At 46.7% G+C, this 22715-nt stretch carries 21 protein-coding genes; 16 read left to right on the top strand and 5 right to left on the bottom strand.

The genetic code is table 11. The features are described from left to right. Positions 1–11: 11 nt before the first annotated feature. The 4 genes from acoC (at position 12) to ACQVGT_RS16370 (ending at position 4771) form a co-directional block, all read left to right on the top strand. On the top strand, positions 12–1208 hold the full coding sequence (gene acoC / locus ACQVGT_RS16385) for an acetoin dehydrogenase complex dihydrolipoyllysine-residue acetyltransferase (RefSeq protein ID WP_015383116.1): 1197 nt from the start codon (positions 12–14) through the stop codon (positions 1206–1208). A 20-nt stretch (positions 1209–1228) separates the two neighbouring features. Continuing rightward, on the top strand, positions 1229–2605 hold the full coding sequence (gene acoL, locus ACQVGT_RS16380) for an acetoin dehydrogenase complex dihydrolipoyl dehydrogenase (RefSeq protein ID WP_015482962.1): 1377 nt from the start codon (positions 1229–1231) through the stop codon (positions 2603–2605). Positions 2606–2720: 115 nt separating this feature from the next. Further along, entirely contained in the window at positions 2721–4538 is a 1818-nt protein-coding gene (gene acoR / locus ACQVGT_RS16375; protein ID WP_041517761.1) for an acetoin dehydrogenase operon transcriptional activator AcoR, read from the top strand. A 53-nt stretch (positions 4539–4591) separates the two neighbouring features. Continuing rightward, a complete protein-coding gene (locus ACQVGT_RS16370; protein ID WP_015383119.1) occupies positions 4592–4771 on the top strand; it encodes a small acid-soluble spore protein H in 180 nt (59 codons plus the stop codon). Between the two features lie 35 nt (positions 4772–4806). On the opposite strand, the gene ACQVGT_RS16365 is transcribed toward ACQVGT_RS16370, so the two are convergent. From ACQVGT_RS16365 to ACQVGT_RS16345, 5 genes are read right to left on the bottom strand one after another with little or no spacing between them, the layout of a single operon-like run. After that, positions 4807–5136 carry a YnfA family protein gene (locus ACQVGT_RS16365; RefSeq protein WP_015383120.1) on the bottom strand — a complete coding sequence of 110 codons (330 nt, stop codon included), beginning with the start codon at positions 5134–5136 and terminating at the stop codon, positions 4807–4809. A gap of 49 nt (positions 5137–5185) precedes the next feature. Next, positions 5186–5743, bottom strand: coding sequence for a YfjD family protein (locus tag ACQVGT_RS16360; RefSeq protein ID WP_003244496.1), 558 nt, complete (start codon positions 5741–5743; stop codon positions 5186–5188). Between the two features lie 31 nt (positions 5744–5774). Beyond that, positions 5775–6542: a YfjC family protein gene (locus tag ACQVGT_RS16355; protein WP_015383121.1), complete on the bottom strand. Its 768-nt coding sequence runs from the start codon at positions 6540–6542 to the stop codon at positions 5775–5777. A gap of 11 nt (positions 6543–6553) precedes the next feature. Next, complete coding sequence (locus ACQVGT_RS16350) at positions 6554–7777, bottom strand: hypothetical protein (RefSeq protein ID WP_015482965.1); 1224 nt, start codon at positions 7775–7777, stop codon at positions 6554–6556. A 5-nt stretch (positions 7778–7782) separates the two neighbouring features. Next, entirely contained in the window at positions 7783–8097 is a 315-nt protein-coding gene (locus tag ACQVGT_RS16345) for a WXG100 family type VII secretion target (RefSeq protein WP_003243177.1), read from the bottom strand. A 335-nt stretch (positions 8098–8432) separates the two neighbouring features. On the opposite strand from ACQVGT_RS16345, the gene glvA reads away from it, so the two are divergent. The 12 genes from glvA (at position 8433) to lnrN (ending at position 22709) form a co-directional block, all read left to right on the top strand. Continuing rightward, a complete protein-coding gene (gene glvA / locus ACQVGT_RS16340) occupies positions 8433–9782 on the top strand; it encodes a maltose-6'-phosphate glucosidase (protein ID WP_014476180.1) in 1350 nt (449 codons plus the stop codon). A gap of 64 nt (positions 9783–9846) precedes the next feature. Further along, positions 9847–10611, top strand: coding sequence for a MurR/RpiR family transcriptional regulator GlvR (gene glvR / locus ACQVGT_RS16335; RefSeq protein ID WP_015482966.1), 765 nt, complete (start codon positions 9847–9849; stop codon positions 10609–10611). A 14-nt stretch (positions 10612–10625) separates the two neighbouring features. Continuing rightward, positions 10626–12209 carry a PTS maltose transporter subunit IIBC gene (gene malP, locus ACQVGT_RS16330; protein ID WP_015383124.1) on the top strand — a complete coding sequence of 528 codons (1584 nt, stop codon included), beginning with the start codon at positions 10626–10628 and terminating at the stop codon, positions 12207–12209. Between the two features lie 105 nt (positions 12210–12314). Beyond that, positions 12315–14036, top strand: a complete 1722-nt coding sequence (locus ACQVGT_RS16325) for an ABC transporter ATP-binding protein (RefSeq protein WP_015383125.1) — start codon at positions 12315–12317, stop codon at positions 14034–14036. Next, on the top strand, positions 14030–15844 hold the full coding sequence (locus ACQVGT_RS16320; RefSeq protein WP_015383126.1) for an ABC transporter ATP-binding protein: 1815 nt from the start codon (positions 14030–14032) through the stop codon (positions 15842–15844). Before ACQVGT_RS16325 ends, ACQVGT_RS16320 begins: the two co-directional genes overlap by 7 nt. 153 nt (positions 15845–15997) lie before the next feature. Next, positions 15998–16402, top strand: coding sequence for a DoxX family oxidoreductase CatD (catD, locus tag ACQVGT_RS16315; protein ID WP_015252533.1), 405 nt, complete (start codon positions 15998–16000; stop codon positions 16400–16402). Positions 16403–16419: 17 nt separating this feature from the next. Further along, entirely contained in the window at positions 16420–17277 is an 858-nt protein-coding gene (catE, locus tag ACQVGT_RS16310; protein ID WP_015383127.1) for a catechol 2,3-dioxygenase, read from the top strand. Between the two features lie 117 nt (positions 17278–17394). Continuing rightward, positions 17395–18597, top strand: a complete 1203-nt coding sequence (locus ACQVGT_RS16305) for a sensor histidine kinase (RefSeq protein ID WP_041517763.1) — start codon at positions 17395–17397, stop codon at positions 18595–18597. Continuing rightward, the gene (gene lnrK, locus ACQVGT_RS16300) at positions 18594–19256 is read left to right on the top strand and encodes a two-component system response regulator LnrK (protein WP_015383129.1); all 663 of its coding nucleotides are present in this window, start codon (positions 18594–18596) and stop codon (positions 19254–19256) included. Before ACQVGT_RS16305 ends, lnrK begins: the two co-directional genes overlap by 4 nt. A gap of 143 nt (positions 19257–19399) precedes the next feature. Further along, complete coding sequence (gene lnrL / locus ACQVGT_RS16295; RefSeq protein WP_015383130.1) at positions 19400–20335, top strand: linearmycin resistance ATP-binding protein LnrL; 936 nt, start codon at positions 19400–19402, stop codon at positions 20333–20335. 11 nt (positions 20336–20346) lie between these two features. Continuing rightward, a complete protein-coding gene (lnrM, locus tag ACQVGT_RS16290; protein WP_015383131.1) occupies positions 20347–21537 on the top strand; it encodes a linearmycin resistance permease LnrM in 1191 nt (396 codons plus the stop codon). A 14-nt stretch (positions 21538–21551) separates the two neighbouring features. After that, positions 21552–22709 (top strand): linearmycin resistance permease LnrN, encoded by a 1158-nt coding sequence (gene lnrN, locus ACQVGT_RS16285; RefSeq protein ID WP_015383132.1) that lies wholly within the window; start codon positions 21552–21554, stop codon positions 22707–22709. Positions 22710–22715 lie beyond the last annotated feature (6 nt).

Genomic DNA, 22715 nt, shown 5'->3' with positions numbered 1-22715 from the left:
GGGGGACACAAATGGCGGTAAAAGTAGTGATGCCAAAATTGGGAATGGCCATGAAACAAGGGGAAGTATCGATATGGAATAAAAAAGTAGGCGACCCGGTTGAAAAGGGAGAAAGCATTGCCAGCATTCAATCGGAGAAAATTGAAATGGAGATCGAAGCGCCTGAAAAAGGAACGCTGATCGACATCAAAGTGAAAGAGGGGGAAGAGGTTCCGCCCGGCACAGCTATCTGCTATATCGGGGACGCCAATGAGTCGGTGCAGGAAGAGGCGGGGGCGCCTGTTGCTGAAGACAATATGGCGCAAGCCGTTCAGCCCGTCAAACAAGAAAACAAACCCGCAGCCTCCAAAAAAGATCGAATGAAAATATCTCCAGTCGCCAGGAAAATAGCAGAAAAAGCAGGATTAGACCTAAAACAACTGAAAGGAACTGGACCAGGCGGACGAATCGTGAAGGATGACGTAACAAAGGCCCTTGCTGAACAGAAAAAAGATCAGGCAAAGCCTGTGTCGGAGCAGAATGCGCAGGAAATCCCGGTGACAGGCATGAGAAAGGTCATCGCTGCCCGAATGCAGGAAAGCCTGGCAAACAGCGCGCAGCTGACGATCACGATGAAAGCTGATATCACCAAGCTTGCCACTCTTCAAAAACAGCTTTCACCAACTGCGGAAGAGAGATACGGCACAAAACTGACGATCACTCATTTTGTCTCAAGAGCCGCCGTTCTCGCTCTGCAAGCTCACCCTGTGCTGAACAGCTTTTATCAAAATGAGCGCATCATCACACATCCCCATGTACACCTTGGTATGGCTGTAGCCTTGGAAAATGGCTTAGTGGTGCCTGTAATCCGCCATGCTGAAAAGCTAACGCTGATAGAACTGGCTCAATCCATCTCAGAAAATGCCAAAAAAGCACGCGAGGGACGTGCGGGAAGCGAAGAACTGCAAGGCTCTACCTTCTCCATTACAAACCTTGGCTCGTTTGGAGTTGAGCATTTCACACCGATACTAAATCCGCCGGAAACAGGCATTCTCGGCATCGGAGCAAGCTATGACACGCCGGTGTATCAAGGGGAGGAGATCGTCAGAAGCACGATCCTGCCGCTCAGCCTGACATTTGATCACAGAGCGTGTGACGGCGCCCCAGCCGCTGCATTCCTGAAGGCGATTAAAACATATTTGGAAGAACCCGCAGCATTAATTTTATAGGAAAAGCAGGTGAAAACGACATGACATTAGCCATTATCGGCGGCGGACCTGCAGGCTATGCGGCTGCGGTTTCCGCGGCACAGCAGGGCAGAAACGTGCTGCTCATTGACAAAGGCAAGCTTGGGGGGACCTGCTTGAATGAAGGCTGCATCCCGACAAAGTCTTTGTTAGAAAGCGCAAACGTTCTTGATAAAATCAAGCATGCCGACAGCTTTGGAATCGAACTTCCGGCAGGTGCGATATCAGTCGATTGGAGTAAAATGCAAAGCCGAAAACAACAGGTTGTCAGTCAGCTTGTCCAAGGCGTTCAGTACCTAATGAAGAAAAATCAAATACAGGTTGTAAAGGGAACAGCCTCCTTTCTTTCTGAAAGAAAGCTTTTGATCGAAGGAGAAAACGGAAAAGAAATCAGAGAGGCGGACCAAGTATTGATTGCCTCCGGATCAGAGCCAATCGAGCTGCCTTTCGCCCCGTTTGACGGCGAATGGATCATCGACAGCAAAGACGCGCTTTCTCTTTCCGAGATTCCGTCTTCACTAGTCATTGTCGGCGGCGGTGTCATCGGGTGTGAGTATGCAGGGCTGTTCGCCAGATTGGGATCGAAGGTGATCATCATTGAAACAGCGGACCAGCTGATCCCGGCTGAAGATGAAGATATTGCCCGTCTCTTTCAGGAGAAACTTGAGGAAGACGGTGTCGAAGTGCATACTTCATCCAGATTAGAGCGGGTGGATCAAACGGCCAAAACGGCAATATGGAAAAGCGGTCAGCGAGAGTTTAAAACGAAGGCCGATTATGTGCTGGTGGCGATCGGCAGAAAACCCCGTCTTGACGGATTACAGCTGGAACAGGCCGGAGTTGATTTTTCTCCAAAGGGCATTCCAGTGAATGGGCACATGCAGACGAACGTGCCTCATATTTACGCGTGCGGAGATGCTATAGGGGGCATTCAGCTGGCGCATGCCGCTTTCCATGAGGGCATCATCGCTGCTTCTCATGCTTCCGGAAGGGATGTCAAAATCAATGAGAAACATGTGCCGCGCTGCATCTATACGTCCCCGGAAATCGCGTGTATCGGAATGACAGAACGACAGGCAAGAAGCATATACGGGGATGTGAAGATCGGCGAATTTTCTTTTTCCGCAAACGGCAAGGCGCTCATTAAACAGCAAGCGGAAGGAAAGGTCAAAATCATGGCTGAACCGGAATTCGGCGAAATCGTGGGTGTCTCGATGATTGGCCCGGATGTAACCGAGCTCATCGGCCAAGCGGCAGCGATCATGAATGGTGAGATGACGGCAGATATGGCGGAGCATTTTATCGCCGCCCATCCGACTTTATCGGAAACATTGCATGAGGCGCTGTTAAGCACGATCGGCCTTGCGGTACATGCATAATAAAGGAAAAAGCAGGCGCATGGATATAAGGCGCCTGCTTTTTTATTGTTGAAAGCGCTTTATTTTTCCCCTACAATAGATGAAAACGGCGTGTAAGGGAGGAGCGATCAAGGAAATGAATTCGGTCCCAAACGATTTGCAAACCTGGAAACGTTTTGTGAAAGACGGTGTGCTTGACGAAGCCCGATTAAGAAAACGGATTGCCGAGTCATGGCATCGCTGCAAAAAAGCTGAGGTCAATCCTTATTTAGAAAAAGGCCCGAAGGTTTTACAGCAAACGGAGCTGGATCATCAGTCAAAAAAACATTCATTCTTCTTGACGACCGCAAAGCCTTACCTCGAAAAACTGCTGCCTGCCATAAAAGAAATGGAAATGATGGCGCTGTTAATTGATTCAGACGGTGTTGTTCTGGCATTGGACGGCCATCCCCGCGCGCTCTATGAAGCCAAACGCATCAACTTTGTCGAAGGGGCATGCTGGACGGAAACGGCTGTCGGAACAAATGCGATTGGCACGGCGCTCCACATCAGCGAGCCGGTTGCGATACAAGGATCAGAGCATTACTCCATTGCTTCCCATCTTTGGAACTGTTCAGCCGCTCCGATTCACCATGAGGATGGCAGCCTTGCGGGTGTGATTGACATATCGTGTCCGGCTGCAGGCGCGCATCCTCATATGCTAGGTATTGCCACTGCGATCGCCTATGCAGCTGAACGGGAACTCGCAGCTAAAAGCCGTGAGAAAGAGCTCGAGCTGATCAGCCGTTTTGGAGAGAGGGCTGCATCCAGTGTGCCGATGGTGCTATGCAATATCAAGCAGCACATCATCAGTGCGAGCATACCGATTCGAACCTCTATGCCGGATTGGCAGGGCCGGCACCTGTATGAGTTGAAGGAACGGGGCTACTCAATCGAAAAAGCTGTCACCATAGGAGATGGCGGCACTTGTTTTTATCTTTCGGAACAAAAGAAAAAGAAGGTGTTTCGATTCAATGGAGTGATCGGGAAAAGCGGCCGATCGCAAGCGATGCTGATGAACCTTGAACGTGCAGCTGCGGCAGATGCAACGGTCTGTTTGTCGGGCGAAACTGGTACGGGAAAGGAAGTCGCGGCTCGCGCGCTTCATGAGAACAGTGAGAGACGGCACGGTCCGTTTGTTGCTGTCAATTGCGGAGCGATTCCGTCTGATTTGATTGAAAGCGAACTGTTCGGATATGCAGAGGGCGCTTTTACGGGAGCGAAACGAAATGGCTATAAAGGCGCCTTTCAAAAAGCGAATCAAGGCACATTATTTTTAGATGAAATCGGAGAAATTTCCCACTCGATGCAGGTTGCGCTTTTACGGGTGCTTCAGGAACGTAAGATAACGCCAATCGGCGGGACGAAAGAAATTCCAGTTGATATCAGAGTTATTGCCGCCACACATTGTGATTTACGCGAGCTTGCCGAAAACGGAAAAATCAGAGAGGACTTGTTTTACCGTCTTCATGTCTATCCAATTGAACTCCCTCCATTACGCGATCGCACCGAGGATATCCCGGATCTCTTTGAGTACTACAAACAGAAGAATCATTGGCCAGGCGAACTTCCTTCTGATTTTTGTAATGTGCTGAAGCAATGGAAGTGGCCGGGAAATATTCGCGAGCTGTTTAATGTATTTGAACGTCTTTCTATCAGATTTCCGGACGGCCGGCTGAGGGATGAATCGCTTCCTGCTTTACTGGAAGCCGCTGGATTGCCGGCCAGCTCTGCAGAAAAAAAGCCAGCTGCTGCCGGCGTGCTTACTTTTCGTGAGCAAATCCAAAAGGATATGATGATCAAAGCGCTTGAATCTGCAAAAGGAAACGTCTCTCAAGCCGCAAAAATCAGCGGGATCCCCCGAAGCACTTTCTACAAACGCCTAAAAAAATTCAACTTGTCCGCTGAATCATAAAGCATACTTCCTTCAGGAAATGGAAACGTTATGTATTGAAGGAGGGTGTTACGATGAATATTCAAAGGGCGAAAGAAATTGTAGAATCTCCCGACATGAAGAAAGTAACATATAACGGCGTTCCTATATACATTCAGCACGTGAATGAAGAAAACGGAACAGCAAGAATTTATCCGCTTGACGAACCGCAAGAGGAGCATGAAGTGCAGCTGACTAACTTAAAAGAGGATTAAACAAAAATGGCCCGCTTCATAAGCAGGCCATTTTGTTATCCGCGCGGCGCAAATAAAATAACACAGACACCGATGAGACAAATGAATGCGCCGATCCAGTCATACAGATCAGGTGTTTTCCGGTCAACAAGCCATCCCCACAGGATCGCAAGCACGATGAATACTCCGCCATAAGCGGCGTATACACGGCCAAAGGATGGGAAGGACTGAAACGTAGGAAGAATGCCGTATACAATGAGGATCAGCGCCCCGGCGATTCCGTAGCCGGCTGGCTTTGCCTCTCTCAGCCATAGCCAAACCAGATATCCGCCGCCAATTTCGGCAAGCCCTGCCGCGAGAAATAAAAGAATGGTAATCAGCATCATGAGCACTCCTCAATTTGCATTTATCTTTCATTATAGAGGAGGAGAGCTTTTAAAGCTTCGGATGATTCTCAAATTCCTTCAAATACGCACTGCGTTGGATGTCTGTAAACTGTCCGATCCAATTGCTTTTCGCCTCTTCATTCAGATGGGGAAGGATATAGCGTTCAACCGCTTCGAAAAACAACGGATTCGGAATGATGTTCCAAGTGGGAATGCGAATGGTCTTCTGATCAACGGTTTGGATCAATATATCTTCCTGGAAAATTCCTTTAAGACTAAATTTATGGCGGCTCATCTCAATTTTCTTGATATCAGTAAACGTAACAGACACTTTGTCAGTGAACACTTCTCCATTTTTTCCTGTCTTGATGCGGAAAATGGTATTTCCCCGCGGGGTGAAAGCCGGAAAGAAGATGATAAATAAATATAAACAAAACAAGGTGAACAGAAAGCCAGCAGGAATGGCTAATAGGTAATATTTCGTTTGAAACGTAATACCCATATAAAAGAGCCACAAACATGCTAATCCCATACCGGCAGATCCGACAAAAGCCCATATTCTCAGGAACATTTTGCTTTTGACTTCAATGATTTCTTGGTTTTTCAATGCTTTTCTCCTTTTGTTAATTCAATTCTTATCATTTTGAAATGATTTGATTTACAACATCTTTATGAGCAGGGAGGATAGAAAATTCATTCTGGGTGATGCCTGTGACAAGCCAAGTATGGTGGGCCCCCGGCAGGACAAATGCCATGTCAGCCACTTCAGGAGTGTTATCTTTGCCATATGCCAGACGCATAAGTGTATCCATTTTCCCTTTCCGCAAAGCCAGATCATTTGCAAATCGGGTAACGTCCTCTTGGTGGTCATGTTTTTCAAGGAACTCTTTTAGATATGAAGGGTTGTCTGAAGCGCCCTCCAAGAGTTTTTCAAATTCATTTGATGTCAATGTCACAATCGATTCTCTTTTATCCTCTATATCTATTATATGTAAAAACTCATCTGTCTTAGCAAGTAACCCTTCACTTGATTCCATTTTTGTAATGCGATGGACTTGTTCATCAAAAAGGAGTTCGTGAGAGTAGGTGCCGAATTTTGATACATGGCAGGACACATTCTGTTCGGCGCCTTGCCCGTTAAATTTAGAAAGCTTCACTGTATAGTCAGCGTCGTTTAATACATGGATAAACGGACAGTACTCGTCCTTTAACCGATATTGATGGTTCCGATATTCCGCTGCATCCTTAGCTAAGAGTGAGCGGCAAGCTGCTTCGAACAAAGCGCCGAGCTGTTCATCTTCTATTTCCGGAAAATAGGCCTGCTTCAAGGCCATCCCCTGTTCAAAAAACCCTTCGCTGTAAAAGCAAAACAAGAGTTCTTCTATGCTAATTGTAAACTGCTTCATTGTTTATTCTCCTATCCAAATGAAAATTTCCCTTTAAGGAAATGGGTTGCGCCGTGTATAAGCGAATCCGCTGTTTTCTTTGCTTTTTCCATTCCTTTTTTCGCGCTGTCTATCCCTTTATGTATCGATTTATTCGCCGCATCTATGCCGTCATTCACTGATTTGACGACTTTGCCGGCGGATTCCAGCCCTTTTTTGGCTGTATCAACGACAGCATGGATCGGTTCTTTCAGCTTTAAGGCTGCTTTTTCGGCAAAACCGGCTGTATATTTGGCGATTTGTTCTCCGACGACTCCGCCAATGTATGAACCTGCTGCCCCAAGAAGGACAGTACCCACAGGTCCTGCAAAGCTTCCAATTGCACCGCCGATGACAGCACCAGCTGTGGCACCGCCGGCAACAAAAATCGTATTATTCACAGCATTCCCGACAGCCTTGGCGTTTTCACGCTTGAGAACTTCGGGTTTGTCCTGGTATTTTGCATAATTTTCAGCAATTTTCACGCCTGCTCCGAATGTTTCGGTCGCACCGGTAATCAGTGTGGCGGTAATGGCATTTCCTTTCGCGAATTTCAAGCCCGTTTTTCCCACATCCTTCAAAGTGGAGCGTACGCCGGCTTCATTAAGAAATCCTTTTGTGTAGCTTCTGACGCTGTTTGAAAAATCCACCGTGTCCTGAGGGAAGTATTTTGTAAACTTTTTATGTACCAAATCTGAAAATGGACGGTTTGTCTTTTTCAACAAATATTTAGGATTCAAAAGCACTCTTGCCGCTTTTTGATAACGTGAGCTGTCAACAGCCCTGGAAATATCCAAGAGCAGTTTTGAGTGCTGGGCTGTATGCAAGCCGCTTGGCTGTTTCACAAATTTTGTAAGCCCTAACCCGTAATATTTTCCCTGTGTCAGCATAAGAGCGGTTAAGCTTGTCATCGTACCGTATTTGTCGTAGGCATTGTAGAGCTTTCGCAAAATATCATCTTGTTCCACAAATTTATCGCCCGTTTTTCTGATGAAAATCTCATTGTCACTCAGCTTAGTGACGAGCGCTTTTCCTGAGCTCCACGCATCGCCGACTCCGGAAAAACAGCTGCTGTAGCGGGGATCGCATTGCAAAATCATCTGCCCCAGCTCCACATGCAGGTCCTTATATTTGTTTTCCATATCAGTTAATTCAGTGACTACATCATTTGCAAGCTGTTCGAGCTTATCCGGATCAACTGCAATGTTTCCTGACACACCGTTCACCTCCCGAGTTTATGTCTTTCCTCTCTTGCTTTACGCTCCAGTTCTTCCATTCTGGCAATTTCAGCTTTTCGTTCTTCTATTTTGACAGCGGCAGCCTTCAGCTCTTGGCTTGTTTCAAGCAGCTCCTGTTCGAATTGATCGTAGGCGGCTTTCGTTTCCTCGAAATCCTGGTCAAATGAATCTCTTGCTTTTCCCTGCCAAGCATCTCCCAATGCAGATAACCGGGATTCAAGCAGCATTTTGGAGCTTCTGACCTCTTCTGCGGCCGCACTGTACTTGTTTGCCAGCTCAATGACTTTATATGAGTCCAACTTTTGTCCCCTGCCTTTTCTAAATTCACGCACAATTGGATGTTTTATATAAATGATTATAAATAATTCGGCATGCATCCGAATCGTACAAAAGAACCTTTTCATAAGAATTGGAAGGGCGTATATTCACTTAAAATTCACAGTTGGTGAGACTTTAAGATTACAAAAAAGGTAAAAAAAACAAATCTCTCAGACATAAGGCAAATGAGAAATTTCCCGCTCTATGGGAAAAAACACTAAAATTGATCAAATGACCTAAGTGCGCCAAACGTGTTACGGGACGGGCTATCTCATGGTATAAATGGAATTGTAAACGTTATCAAGGAGGTCGTCATATGAAGAAAAAATCATTCTCAATCGTAATAGCGGGCGGAGGGAGCACTTTCACTCCAGGGATCGTACTCATGCTCTTGGACCATTTGGAGGAGTTTCCGATCAGAAAGCTGAAGCTGTATGATAATGATAAGGAGAGACAGGATCGAATTGCAGGTGCCTGTGACGTTTTTATCAGAGAAAAAGCGCCGGATATTGAATTTGCAGCGACGACTGACCCGGAAGAAGCTTTTACAGATGTCGATTTTGTTATGGCGCACATCAGAGTAGGGAAATACGCGATGCGTGCGCTTGATGAGCAAATTCCGTTGAAGTATGGAGTTGTCGGCCAGGAGACGTGCGGGCCGGGCGGGATCGCATACGGTATGCGTTCGATCGGCGGTGTGCTTGAAATATTAGATTACATGGAAAAATACTCGCCTGATGCGTGGATGCTCAATTATTCCAATCCGGCGGCGATTGTGGCTGAAGCTACGAGACGCCTTAGACCGAATTCTAAAATTCTCAATATCTGTGATATGCCGGTTGGGATCGAAGACCGGATGGCGCAAATTCTTGGCTTATCCTCAAGAAAAGAAATGAAGGTCCGCTATTACGGATTAAATCACTTCGGCTGGTGGACATCAATTCAGGATCAAGAGGGCAACGATTTAATGCCGAAGCTGAAGGAGCATGTATCTCAATACGGCTATATTCCGAAAACAGAGGCTGAAGCGGTGGAGGCGAGCTGGAATGACACATTCGCCAAAGCGCGTGACGTGCAGGCCGCAGATCCTGACACACTGCCGAATACGTATTTGCAATATTATTTGTTCCCGGATGATATGGTGAAAAAATCAAATCCGAATCATACGCGGGCAAATGAAGTGATGGAAGGGCGCGAAGCTTTTATTTTCAGCCAATGTGACATGATTACACGTGAGCAGTCCACGGAAAACAGCGAAATCAAAATCGATGACCACGCATCATATATCGTTGATCTTGCCCGGGCGATTGCCTACAACACAGGTGAAAGAATGCTGTTGATCGTTGAAAATAACGGCGCAATTGCGAACTTTGACCCGACTGCGATGGTCGAGGTGCCATGCATTGTCGGCTCAAATGGGCCTGAACCGATTACCGTCGGCACCATTCCGCAATTCCAAAAAGGGCTTATGGAGCAGCAGGTATCCGTTGAGAAGCTGACTGTTGAAGCGTGGGCGGAGAAATCGTTCCAAAAGCTGTGGCAGGCGCTAATTTTGTCAAAAACAGTGCCGAACGCGCGTGTGGCAAGACTCATTCTCGAGGATTTAATGGAGGCCAACAAAGACTTCTGGCCTGAGCTTGATCAAAGTCCGACCCGCATATCATAACTGAAATTCCCCCATTTTCGAATCTGTAATTGTATATAATAGAAAGAAAATGGGGGGATCTGATATGCAGCTCGAAGAACTGATCAATCAGCACTACAGCAAATTGAATGACAACGATTTTCATATTTTAAAATATATATTGAATCATAAGCACACATGCTATCACCTTGGAATCGACGCGCTGGCCAAAGCTTGCAGTGTATCGCGTTCCTCAATTTTACGGCTTGCCCAAAAGCTCGGTTTCAGCGGTTACAGTGAATTTCGCGTCTTTTTAAAGTGGGAAGATCAGCCGGAAGAAGGCGAGAGTATGAGTTTTCAAAAGCTGCTTGATGATATTGAAGCAAATTTGAAGTTCTTACGGACAAAGGACATGACGGACATGTGCCAGCTGATTGATGCAGCGGACCGCATTTTCGTCTACGGTTCAGGAAATGCGCAAAAGATATGCGCCCGCGACCTGCAAAGAATGTTTATTCCGCGCCATCGCTATCTTATTTTGATTGAAGACACAAATGAATTTAATTTGATGCGCGATGATTTTAAAGTAAACGATCTGTTTATCATCATTTCTCTTTCCGGAGAAACACCGGAGCTGATTCCTCAGGCAAGAATGCTTTCTGCAAAGGGTATTCCCTTTATTTCCATTACGAATTTAAAAAACAATGTCCTCGCCCAGCTGACTCCGCATAATCTTTATGCGACAAGTAAACCTGTGACATTAAGCGATAAAACGGAAATTGTCGCTTTTGCACCGTTTTTTCTCGTTGGCGAAGCATTGTTCCGCGCATATGTTGATTACAAAGAGGCAGAAAAAAATGACAATGAGTAGCAGGGGGTTCTGGTATGATGCAAAAAATTCAGCGCTTTGGAAGCGCGATGTTTGTGCCTGTTTTATTATTCGCGTTCGCCGGCATTATCGTCGGTATCAGCACGCTCTTTAAAAATAAAACCCTCATGGGCCCGCTCGCCGATCCTGACGGTTTTTGGTATCAGTGCTGGTATATCATTGAGCAGGGCGGCTGGACTGTCTTTAACCAAATGCCGCTCTTATTCGCCATTGGCATCCCGGTTGCTTTGGCGAAGAAAGCTCAGGCACGCGCTTGTTTGGAAGCGCTTACTGTTTACCTGACATTCAACTATTTTGTCAGCGCGATATTGACGGTATGGGGAGGAGCATTTGGCGTCGACATGAACCAAGAGGTCGGCGGAACGAGCGGGTTAACGATGATTGCGGGCATTAAAACGCTCGACACCAACATTATCGGGGCCATCTTTATTTCTTCGATTGTCGTCTTTTTGCATAATCGCTATTTTGATAAAAAACTGCCCGATTTTCTCGGCATCTTTCAAGGCTCAACATATATCGTGATGATTTCCTTCTTTATTATGATTCCGATTGCCTTGGCTGTGTCTTATATTTGGCCGATGGTTCAATCGGGAATCGGCTCGCTTCAAAGCTTCCTGGTTGCTTCTGGGGCGGTGGGCGTTTGGATATACACGTTTTTGGAACGGATTTTAATTCCAACTGGCCTTCATCACTTTATTTACACGCCGTTTATTTATGGCCCGGCTGTAGCGGAAGGCGGGATCGTCACGTATTGGGCACAGCATCTTGGCGAATATTCGCAAAGCGCCAAACCGCTGAAGGAGCTCTTTCCGCAAGGCGGATTCGCGCTTCACGGCAACTCGAAAATCTTCGGTATTCCGGGTATCGCTCTGGCTTTTTATGTGACAGCCAAAAAGGAAAAGAAAAAACTCGTCGCAGGGCTGCTGATTCCTGTCACACTGACAGCGATTGTCGCCGGGATTACAGAGCCGATTGAGTTTACGTTCTTATTCATTTCACCTTTCTTATTTGCGGTTCACGCCGTGCTTGCCGCCACAATGTCGACAGTTATGTATATGGCCGGCGTCGTAGGAAATATGGGAGGCGGGCTGATTGAGGCGGTAACCTTGAACTGGATTCCGCTCTTTGGCAGCCACGGTATGACATATGTGTATCAAATTTTGATCGGGCTCTCGTTTACAGCAATTTATTTTTTCGTCTTCAGATTTTTAATCCTCAAATTCAATATCGCTACACCAGGACGGGAAAAGGATGAACAGCAGGAAACAAAGCTATATTCGAAAAAGGAATATAGAGAACGAAAAAACAAGGAGGAAACGGCCTCCGCTGCTGAAACGGCTGATGACACCGCTTTTCTGTATATTGAAGCGCTGGGCGGAAAAGACAACATCACTGAAGTCACAAACTGCGCCACCCGCCTCAGAGTCAGTGTCAAGGATGAAACAAAGGTTGAGCCCGACAGCGTATTCCGCGCGCTTGGCGCACACGGCGTTGTCAGGAACGGGAAGGCGTTTCAGGTAATTATCGGATTAAGCGTACCGCAGATGCGGGAGCGTGTGGAAAAAATATTGAATCAATAAAGACAGCCCTCCTTTTCGGGAGGGTTTTTGTTTGCCGTCAAAAAGACCGCCATAGTAAAGTAAAGAAAGAGACAATCGAGTAAAAAGGGGTTTGGAGGCTTTTACATGCAAAAGGCTTTGTCGTTTTTAAAACCATATTCATTGCTGGCGGGAATCGCTCTGATTCTTATGTTGACGGAGCTTGCAGTTGAACTGATGCAGCCTTTATTGATTGCAAAAATCATCGACGATGGGATATTGAAGCAAGATCTGCGGCATGTATGGATATGGGGCGCGGTCATGATCGGGCTGACCGTGTTATCCTTTGCGGCGGGGATGCTGAATTCCTTTTATGCCGCCCATGTCAGCCAAAGCTTTTCCTATGATACGAGAAAAGGGCTTTTTCAAAAAATCCAGTCCTTCTCCTATCCCACATTTGGACAGTTTTCGTCCTCTTCTTATATTACAAGGCTGACAAACGACGTCACACAGGTTCAAAATATGATTTTTATGAGTTTGCGGTTTATGCTGCGGGCTCCCTTAATGATTGCAGGCGGCATTGTGCTGTCGCTTGCCGTTAATGTGAAACTCGGCTTTTTTCTGCTTGTGACCATTCCGATCCTGATCTTGTTTTTGCTATGGGTATTAAGGAAAGGCGGAGCACTGTTCCGCTCAGTGCAGAAAAGGCTGGATCAAGTGAACACCATCATGCAGGAAAATTTAATCGCAATCAAGCTGATCAAAGCGCTGCTTCGCGGCAGCCACGAAGTCAAACGATTTATCAAAGCCAACACAAGGCTGATGGAAAAAACGGTTTCGGCCTTTCAGCTTGTGGAATTCACGATGCCTGTACTGATGCTGCTAATGAATCTCTGCATCCTTTTGATTTTGTGGGCGGGGTCCTACAGTATTACGAGCGGAAGCACTCAGGTCGGCGATGTTGTTGCGATTATTAACTACGCAACACGAATTACGGGCGCGCTTTCGATGTTTCCGTTTTTGATTATGATTTTCACCCGGGCGAAGGCTTCAGGGGATAGAATCGGTGAGGTGCTTGAAACAGAAGGCGACGAGCGGGAGGAAGGCATCATATCTGATCGTTTGTCAGGACGGATTGAGTTTCAGCATGTATCCTTTCGCTATCCTGAAATGGACAGAGAAGCGCTCAGGAATGTCTCATTTTCCGCAAAGCCAAGAGAAACGATCGCGATTCTCGGTGCGACGGGCTCGGGCAAGTCCACGCTTTTTCAGCTCATTCCGCGGCTTTATCAGCCGGATTCAGGCCGCATTTACATAGATGAAAAGCCGGTTCAAGATTTTCCGGCTGAAGGGCTGCGCAGGCAAATTGGATATGTACCGCAGGAAGTCCTCTTGTTTTCCGGCACAATCAAAGAAAACATCGCTTGGGGCAAAGAAAATGCTTCACTAGATGAAATAATGGATGCGGCCAAACATGCGCAAATTCATGAAACGATTTTGAAGCTCCCAAATGGATATGACACTGTTTTGGGGCAAAGAGGCGTCAACCTGTCCGGCGGCCAGAAACAGCGAATTTCCATTGCGCGGGCACTGATTCGAAAACCGGCTATCCTTCTATTAGATGACAGCACAAGCGCGCTTGACCTGCAAACGGAGGCGAAGCTGCTTGAAGCAATCAGCACATACCATTGCACAACTTTGATCATTACACAAAAAATAACCACGGCGATGAAAGCTAATCAGATTTTGCTGCTTGAGGACGGCGAACTGATTGAAAAAGGCACTCACAGTGAGCTGCTTTCTGAATCTCAGTTATACAAGCGCATTTACGAGTCACAATTCGGAAGGGAGGGGAGCGAGTCATGCTAAAAGACATCCGCAAGCCTTTCCAATATCCCAAACTGCCAATTGACAAAAAAGAAAGCGCGAAAAAGCGGGCGAAAGCAAAGGATACAAAGGGCACACTGAGACGAATCTGGTCTTACTTGGCTGAAAGAAAAGGACTGCTCATCCTTGTCATGCTGATGGTTGTCATCAGCGCCATATTCGGGCTCCTTGGCCCCTTTGTGATCGGAAAGGCCATCGACCATTTTATCGTCGGGAAAACGGTCAGCGGCTTGATTCCCGTTTTGCTTCTTCTGCTTGCTATCTATATCATTCAGTCCCTGTCGCTTTGGTTTCAAAACTATTGGATGATTACGATCTCGCAGGGCACGGTTTTCAGAATGAGAAGCGAATTGTTCACCCATCTGCATGAGCTGCCGATTCCATTTTTTGATAAACAGCGGCACGGCGAGCTGATGAGCCGGGTGACGAATGACATCGAAAATGTCAGTTCTACCTTAAACACGTCAGTCATTCAAATTTTGTCAAGCGTGATCACCTTTGTCGGGACGATTGCGGTGATGCTGTACATGAGCCCGCTCCTTACATTGATTACGCTGACCATTATTCCGGTGATGGCAGCGAGCCTGAAATGGATCACCAACCGAACGGGAAAGCTGTTTAAAGAACAGCAGAAAAACCTTGGTGATCTGAATGGGTATATTGAGGAATCTGTTTCAGGCGCAAAGGTCATCAAAGCATATTCACGTGAGAAGCAGATTACTGCTGAATTTCTCGAAAAAAACGCTGCACTCAAGACGTCGGGCTTTTGGGCGCAGACGATTTCCGGGTTTATCCCGAAGGTCATGAACTCTTTGAATAACTTAAGTTTTACAATGATAGCGGCAATCGGCGGTTTGTTTGCGCTGAAAGGCTGGATCTCGATCGGCTCCATCGTCGTCTTTGCCGAGTATTCAAGGCAATTTACACGCCCTTTAAACGATCTGGCCAACCAGTTTAATACGATGCTGTCCGCAATCGCCGGCGCTGAACGGGTGTTTGACGTGCTTGATGAAAAAGAAGAGCGCGAGGATGAAAAGAACGCCGTGCATCAGCCCATCCAAACAGGCAGCATTGAATTCCGGGATGTGTCCTTCGGTTACGATAAAGGGCAGCAGACACTGAAGCATTTACAGTTTACCGTGCCTGCGGGGCAGTCCATTGCGTTTGTCGGACCGACGGGGGCGGGGAAGACAACCGTCACCAACCTGCTCGCCCGTTTTTACGAGCCTAACGAAGGAAAAATTTTAATCGACGGTACAGATATTAAAACCCTTACTAGAGCGAGCCTGAGAAAAAACATGGGGTTTGTTCTTCAGGATTCTTTCTTATTTCAGGGAACGATCAGAGAAAACATTCGCTACGGCAGGCTTGATGCTTCTGATCAGGAAGTCGAAGCCGCTGCAAAAACAGCGAATGCCCATAGTTTTATTGAAAGGCTGCCAAAAGGGTATGACACCGTGCTGACGCAAAACGGTTCGGGCATCAGTCAAGGACAGAAGCAGTTGATTTCTATAGCGAGGGCGGTGCTTGCCGATCCGGTTCTTCTCATTTTGGATGAAGCGACAAGCAACATTGATACCGTTACAGAAGTCAACATTCAAGAAGCGCTCGCCCGTTTAATGGAAGGAAGAACAAGCGTCATCATTGCCCACAGGCTGAACACCATTCAAAGAGCGGACCAGATTGTGGTGCTTAAAGACGGTGAAATGATTGAAAAAGGCAGCCATGACGAGCTGATTCGGCAAAAAGGATTTTACAGTGACTTATCTGAAAGCCAATTTGAGAAATAGACCTTTGTCCTGCACAGAGGTCTTTTTTGTTACAGTTTTATAGTACTTTTATTTCATTTTCGTGAAATGTAACAAAATTACTTGACGTAAACAAGTTATGTATATATACTAGCTTACATTAAGTAAGTGATAACATTTATCAAGGAGGATAAAATGAATAAATCATTTGAAATTGGCACATTACTTTTAAGAGTTATTACAGGTATTATCTTTTTTGTTCACGGTTTATCAAAGTTTCAGGGGATGGAGGGCACCATCCAATTTTTCGGCAGCATAGGCCTTCCAAGCTTTATGGCGTATGTCATCGCAGCGATTGAACTCATTGGCGGAGTGCTTGTCTTCTTCGGATTGGCTACACGTATTGTCGGTGTCCTGTTCGCTCTTACACTGATCGGCGCCATCATCACTGTTAAGCTGAAAGCGCCATTCATGGGCAATGCAGAATTTGATTACCTTCTGCTTTTGACATCCATTCACCTGGCGCTTACTGGAAGTCGATTCCTGGCGCTGGACCCATTTGTGTTTAAAGGAAAAAAGAACGAAAACGTTTCAGCATAAGAAAAGAGGCATACAGCATGACCAGCATTCATGAGGATACACACATTGGCTACGCCAAACTCACAATTCGCAGTCTGGAGCGTTCCCTTCAGTTCTACTGTAACGTCATCGGTTTTCAAGTCTTAAAAAAGACGGATCGCCAAGCTGAATTGACGGCTGACGGAAAACGCGTCCTGCTTATTCTTGAAGAAAATCCGAGCGCTGTCGTCTTGCCTGAACGGTCTGTGACAGGCCTTTATCATTTTGCGATTCTTCTTCCGGACAGGAAAGAACTTGGGATCGCACTCGCCCGCCTGATTGAACACGGCATTGCTATCGGACATGGAGACCATGCTGTCAGCGAAGCGCTCTACCTGTCTGATCCTGACGGAAACGGCATTGAAATGTACGCTGACCGCCCCCGCAGCACGTGGCAGCGTGATCTGGAAGGAAACTACGTCATGACGACAACCGCTGTTGACATTGAGGGCCTTCTGGAAGAGGCAGGAGATGAGCGGAAAACATCGCTTCCGAACGATACAATCATCGGACACATTCATCTGCATGTCAGTGATTTGAAAGAAGCAAAGGCGTTTTATACAGATGTACTGGGCTTTGACATTGTCGGAAACTATGCGGGCATGTCCGCCCTCTTCGTTTCAGCCGGGGGGTACCACCATCATATCGGCTTAAACATTTGGGCGGGAAGAAATGCGCCGCCTAAACCGACAAATGCCAGCGGACTAGACTATTACACTGTTGTCCTGCCTCACCAAGAGGAGCTGGACTTAGTGGCAAACCGAGTCAAACATGCCGGGTATTCGATTGAAGAGAAGGAAAACAGCTTTCGTGTGAAAGACCCTGTTTCCGGCGCCTATATTACATTTGTGATTTAACTGCAATCCCCTTGCCGAAAAAACGGCAGGGGGATTTTTTATTTTCCAGAAACTCCTGTCAAAAATGCCCTCAGGCAGGTATGATAAAAAGGGAATTGGGTATCGGGAGTGATGAGCGTGAAGGCTCTTTTTTTTACTAGGATTTTCACCTTAATGGTAAGCTGTTCGGTTTATTTTTTTCTTGTAGAGGATGACAGCTGGTTTGAGTATTTGTTCATCGCTGGCGGTGCAAGTGTATTCTTAGCAAATCATCTCTTATTAAGGATACAGAAATATGCAATTATTTTTTGTCTAATTGATATTGCAGTTGGCTTTTCGTTCGGTTTCATGTTTCCGGGTACAGGTTTATATATTACATTGCTCAGCCCGGTTGCAGTTACCTTTTTTCTGAAGGGATTTGACCGGAAAACTGTATGGTCTGTCCTGTGTTTTTGTTTTATGATGTGGCTGATTGTTCTATTACGCACATATCATATGCTTGGTGATGAATATGTGATGGATCATTGCATCAGCATGACATTCGTTGTCTTCTGCGGTGTCGTGGGCAAATTAATCCGCAAGCTGACGGATGCGCAGGAAACGGCAAAACAGCAGTACCGGGAACTGACAGAATCCCACTTGGCGCTGTCTTCCGCACATCAGGAGCTGCATTTATATGCGAAGCAGGTTGAAGAGCTGACCGCCATTTACGAGCGGAACAGAATGGCAAGGGAAATCCATGATACAGTGGGGCATAAAATGACGGCCCTTCTCGTCCAGCTGCAGCTTTTGCGTGAATGGCAAAAAAGAGACAGCCAAAAAGCGGATGAGACAGTAGGTGTCTGTGAAACACTTGCCCGTGAAGCGCTTGATGATGTCCGCTTATCAGTACGCACTCTGCAAACTGAAAACGATCCTTCGCTAATCGAATCGCTGAAACAGCTGACAGAGGACTTTTGCAAAAATGCAGGAGTCACAACAGAATTTGCGGTCAGCGGTGATCCTGCAATTATCCCGCTGTCTCTCCATCCGACCCTGATCAGAACGGTGCAGGAAGCACTGACCAATGCCAAACGGCACGGCGGCGCCGCAGGTTGTTCGATACAGCTTGCCTGCACAACGGACAGCATCAGCCTTGTCATTAAGGATGACGGAAAAGGCAATCCCGAGGCAGCACTTGGATTTGGTCTCTTGAATATGAAAAAGCGGGCAGCGGAACATGGCGGTATGATCCGCTTTGAAAGCGAACGGGATCAAGGATTTACTGTGAATGCAGAATTTTCACTTGCCAATAAAAAATGGAGCTTCAGACCCGTGCAGCAAAAGGAGAGTTTATCATGATTAAGATCATCATTACCGACGATCAGGATATCGTCAGAGAAGGGCTGGCATCCTTGCTACAGCTCCGAGAAGAGCTCGATGTGATCGCAACGGCGCGAAACGGACAGGAAGCCTTCGAAAAGGCGAAAGAGCTGGAGCCGGATATCGTGTTAATGGACATCCGCATGCCGGTTTCCAACGGGGTGGAGGGAACAAAATTAATCACAAGCTCACTGCCCGGCGTAAAGGTTTTGATGCTGACAACCTTCAAGGACTCAGAGCTGATTGCTGAAGCGCTTGAAGAAGGAGCAAGCGGGTACCTATTGAAGGATATGTCGGCAGATACGATTGTAAAAGCGGTGATGACTGTTCATTCTGGCGGAATGGTGCTTCCTCCGGAATTGACTGCCCAAATGCTGAACGAATGGAAACGTGAAAAACAGCTGAAAGGAATAAATGAGATAGAAAAACCTAAGGAGCTGCTCGACTTGACCGAGCGCGAATTCGAAGTTCTGGCTGAGCTGGGGTACGGGCTGAATAACAAAGAAATTGCCGAAAAGCTTTACATTACAGAAGGCACAGTCAAAAATCATGTTTCAAATATCATCAGCAAGCTGGCTGTCAGGGACAGAACCCAAGCAGCCATTTACTCGGTCAGATATGGTGTATCTGTCTTTTGACATATGACGTTTTGCATATACGCTTCTCTGAAAAGGCCTTTTACAGGCCTTTTTTTCATGCCCTATGTTCTATCTGCCGCTACATGCCGCACGCCTTTCTTTCTTCTACAATGGCAATGGATCAAAAAAAGGAGTGAGACGACGTGCTGCAAGCAGAAAACATCAAAAAGGCATATGGAAAAAAAACAATCGTGAAAGGTATTTCTTTTTCCCTCCAAAAGGGGGAGTCGTTCGGTCTGCTCGGGCCAAACGGTGCGGGGAAGTCCACAACCATCTCGATGATTTCCGGCCTTGTGCCGCATGACAGCGGGAACATCACGGTGGGCGGCTATGTCATCGGAAAAGAAACGGCCAAAGCGAAACAAAAAATCGGCATTGTTCCGCAGGAAATTGCATTATATCCGACGCTGACGGCTCATGAGAATCTTATGTTTTGGGGGAAAATGTACGGACTTACGCACGGTGAGGCCAAAAAAAGATCAGCTGAGGTCCTTGAATATGTCGGTCTGGCTGAGCGGGCTAAAGATAAGATTGAAACGTTCTCCGGGGGGATGAAACGAAGAATCAACATCGGTGCGGCTTTAATGCATAAGCCCGAGCTGCTGATTATGGATGAACCGACTGTCGGTATTGACCCTCAATCGAGAAATCACATTTTAGAAACGGTCAAACAGCTCAACGAAACGGGCATGACGGTGATCTATACGAGTCATTACATGGAAGAGGTTGAGTTTTTATGCGATCGGATCGGAATTATTGATCAGGGGGAAATGATTGCAATCGGTACAAAAACTGATTTGTGCAGCCGTCTTGGGGGCGATACCATCATTCAGCTCACGGTCAGCGAGATTGATGAAACGTTTCTTTTGGCGATCCGTTCCCTGGCTCATGTCAATGATGTAACAGTCCAGGAGTCAGAGCTCAAAATTGACATTTCTGCGGCCCATCATGAGAAAGTCGTCACCAGTTTGCTTGCGGAAGCCGCTGCCCATCATACAAACCTGCTGTCTCTTCAGGTGCAGGAACCGAATCTAGAGCGCCTGTTTCTGAATCTGACCGGCCGCACGTTGCGGGATTAGGAGGGACGGCCATGAAAAAAAGCATATGGATCGCATGGAAAGATGTCAAAATCAGAATCACGGACAGAAAAGGGTTTATGATGCTTATCCTAATGCCGCTGATCCTAACCTGTATTTTAGGCGCGGCGCTCGGATCAGTTGTTGACGGAGGCAGCGGGATTGATGACATCAAAGTCGGCTACGTTCAACCAGACCAGTCAGATGCAGCGAACATGTTTACGAAAGATGTGCTTAAAAAAATAAAGTCAATAAAGGTCACAAAAGCCGGCAGCGAAGACAAGATGAAAAAACTGCTTGATGAAAAGAAAGTTGATGTAGGTATCGTCATCCCGAACCATTGGGAAGCCGGCAAAACCTCAGCTGTTGTTTATGCCGCTCCTGATCAAACATTGAAAAGTTCCATCATCGAAACAGCTGCAAGCTCTTTTATAGAGCAATATAAAGCGGTAAAGGAAGCCGCGTCAGCCTCGATGGACTACATCAGCAAAACGGAAGCTGTAAAACAAGGAAAACTTGACCCTGCACAGTTTGCAGAAAAGCTGGCAAAGACGCTTGAAAAAGAAACAGGTGACAAGCTGACTATTGCAGAAAAATCTGTCGGCAGCAAGGCCGTTACCAGTTTTCAATACTATTCGGCGGCAATGCTTTGCATGTTTATGCTGTTTCATATGACAGTCGGGGCGAAATCGTTTTTACAGGAAAAGGATACGGAGACGCTTGCCAGAATGCTGATGACGCCTGCGCAAAAATCCGTCATTCTCTTCGGAAAATGGCTTGGGACGTATCTGTTTGCCATCATGCAATTTTTCATATTTCTGATCGTTACAATCAATGTTTTTGGTGTGGACTGGGGCGGCAATTTGCTGTTTGTGAGTGTACTCGGGCTTTCTTACGCCGCAGCTGTATCCGGCATTTCAATGCTGCTTGCGTCGTGCATCAGCGATATGAAATCTGCAGATGCGATAGGCGGCTTCGGCATTCAATTGCTTGCGGTTCTCGGCGGGTCCATGCTGCCGCTGTACCAATTTCCGGACGTCTTGCAGTCTATATCCAAAGCGGTGCCAAATCGCTGGGCGCTTGACGGCTTTCTTTCTTTAATGGAAGGGGGAGGCTGGGCTGACCTTCAAAAGCCTGTGCTTCTTTTTGCGGCGATTGGCCTTTGTTCACTTGTAATTGGTATCAGACGGCTTCATACAAGATAAGGAGGTACACTAGGGTGAAAAAAATCATAGCCATTTGCGGCATTGAGCTTTCTCTCATTTTTAAGAAGCCGCAGAACTATTTGATCATGTTTGCTGCCCCGCTTTTGCTTACCTTTGTATTTGGGAGTATGCTCGGCGGCAATGATGATAAGGTGCGGCTTGCAATCGTTGATCAGGACGATACGATTCTCTCACAGCATTATATTCGGCAGCTGAAGGCACACGATGATATGTATACATTCGAAAACGTGCCTGAAAACAAAGCGTCAGAAAAGCTGAAACAAAAGAAAATTGCCGGGATCATCGTCATTTCCCGCTCGTTCCAGACACATCTGGAAAAAGGCAAAAAACCTGAGCTGATTTTCCGTCACGGCCCTGAGCTGTCTGAAGCGCCTATGGTCAAACAATATGCAGAAAGCACATTGGCAACGCTCAATATTCAGGTGACCGCGGCGAAAACAGCATCTCAGACAGCGGGAGAGAACTGGAAGGCGGCGTATAAAACGGTTTTCGCCAAAAAACATGAAGATACAGTTCCGGCTGTAAAACGACAGACGCTCAGTGATAAAAAAGAGGGTGCGGAAGCAAGTGACACAGCCTCCAGAGCAGCAGGTTTTTCCATCCTGTTTGTCATGCTGACCATGATGGGAGCGGCTGGAACCATTTTAGAAGCAAGAAAAAACGGCATCTGGTCCAGATTGCTTACAGCCTCTGTCAGCCGAGCTGAAATCGGTGCTGGGTATGTGCTTTCCTTCTTTGTCATTGGCTGGATTCAATTTGGCATATTGCTTCTTTCAACCCATTGGCTGTTTGGCATCAACTGGGGGAATCCGGCTGCGGTTATTGTATTAGTGTCACTTTTTCTATTGACCGTTGTCGGCATCGGATTGATGATTGCGGCCAATGTCAGAACGCCAGAACAGCAGCTTGCGTTCGGCAACTTGTTCGTCATCGCAACATGTATGGTTAGCGGGATGTATTGGCCGATCGACATTGAACCGAAATTTATGCAATCCATCGCTGAATTTCTTCCGCAAAAGTGGGCGATGAGCGGGCTGACGGAGATTATCGCTAACGGTGCCAGCGTCACAGATATTCTCGGAATCTGCGGCATCTTGCTTGCTTTTGCAGCAATCACTTTCGCAGCGGGGCTTAAGGCGCTCCGAGCCTAAAAAAAA

This window comes from Bacillus sp. SCT118 (assembly GCF_058566435.1).
This window is presented reverse-complemented; position numbering and strand designations above follow the sequence as displayed.

Coding starts and splice junctions, on each gene's coding strand:
- lnrM (WP_015383131.1), top strand. CDS start 20,347: ATGAAAAAAAGCATATGGATCGCATGGAAAGATGTCAAAATCAGAATC.
- glvA (WP_014476180.1), top strand. CDS start 8,433: ATGAAGAAAAAATCATTCTCAATCGTAATAGCGGGCGGAGGGAGCACT.
- catE (WP_015383127.1), top strand. CDS start 16,420: ATGACCAGCATTCATGAGGATACACACATTGGCTACGCCAAACTCACA.
- malP (WP_015383124.1), top strand. CDS start 10,626: ATGATGCAAAAAATTCAGCGCTTTGGAAGCGCGATGTTTGTGCCTGTT.
- glvR (WP_015482966.1), top strand. CDS start 9,847: ATGCAGCTCGAAGAACTGATCAATCAGCACTACAGCAAATTGAATGAC.
- acoL (WP_015482962.1), top strand. CDS start 1,229: ATGACATTAGCCATTATCGGCGGCGGACCTGCAGGCTATGCGGCTGCG.
- acoC (WP_015383116.1), top strand. CDS start 12: ATGGCGGTAAAAGTAGTGATGCCAAAATTGGGAATGGCCATGAAACAA.
- ACQVGT_RS16365 (WP_015383120.1), bottom strand. CDS start 5,136: ATGATGCTGATTACCATTCTTTTATTTCTCGCGGCAGGGCTTGCCGAA.
- lnrK (WP_015383129.1), top strand. CDS start 18,594: ATGATTAAGATCATCATTACCGACGATCAGGATATCGTCAGAGAAGGG.
- ACQVGT_RS16370 (WP_015383119.1), top strand. CDS start 4,592: ATGAATATTCAAAGGGCGAAAGAAATTGTAGAATCTCCCGACATGAAG.
- ACQVGT_RS16325 (WP_015383125.1), top strand. CDS start 12,315: ATGCAAAAGGCTTTGTCGTTTTTAAAACCATATTCATTGCTGGCGGGA.
- catD (WP_015252533.1), top strand. CDS start 15,998: ATGAATAAATCATTTGAAATTGGCACATTACTTTTAAGAGTTATTACA.
- ACQVGT_RS16355 (WP_015383121.1), bottom strand. CDS start 6,542: ATGAAGCAGTTTACAATTAGCATAGAAGAACTCTTGTTTTGCTTTTAC.
- ACQVGT_RS16320 (WP_015383126.1), top strand. CDS start 14,030: ATGCTAAAAGACATCCGCAAGCCTTTCCAATATCCCAAACTGCCAATT.
- acoR (WP_041517761.1), top strand. CDS start 2,721: ATGAATTCGGTCCCAAACGATTTGCAAACCTGGAAACGTTTTGTGAAA.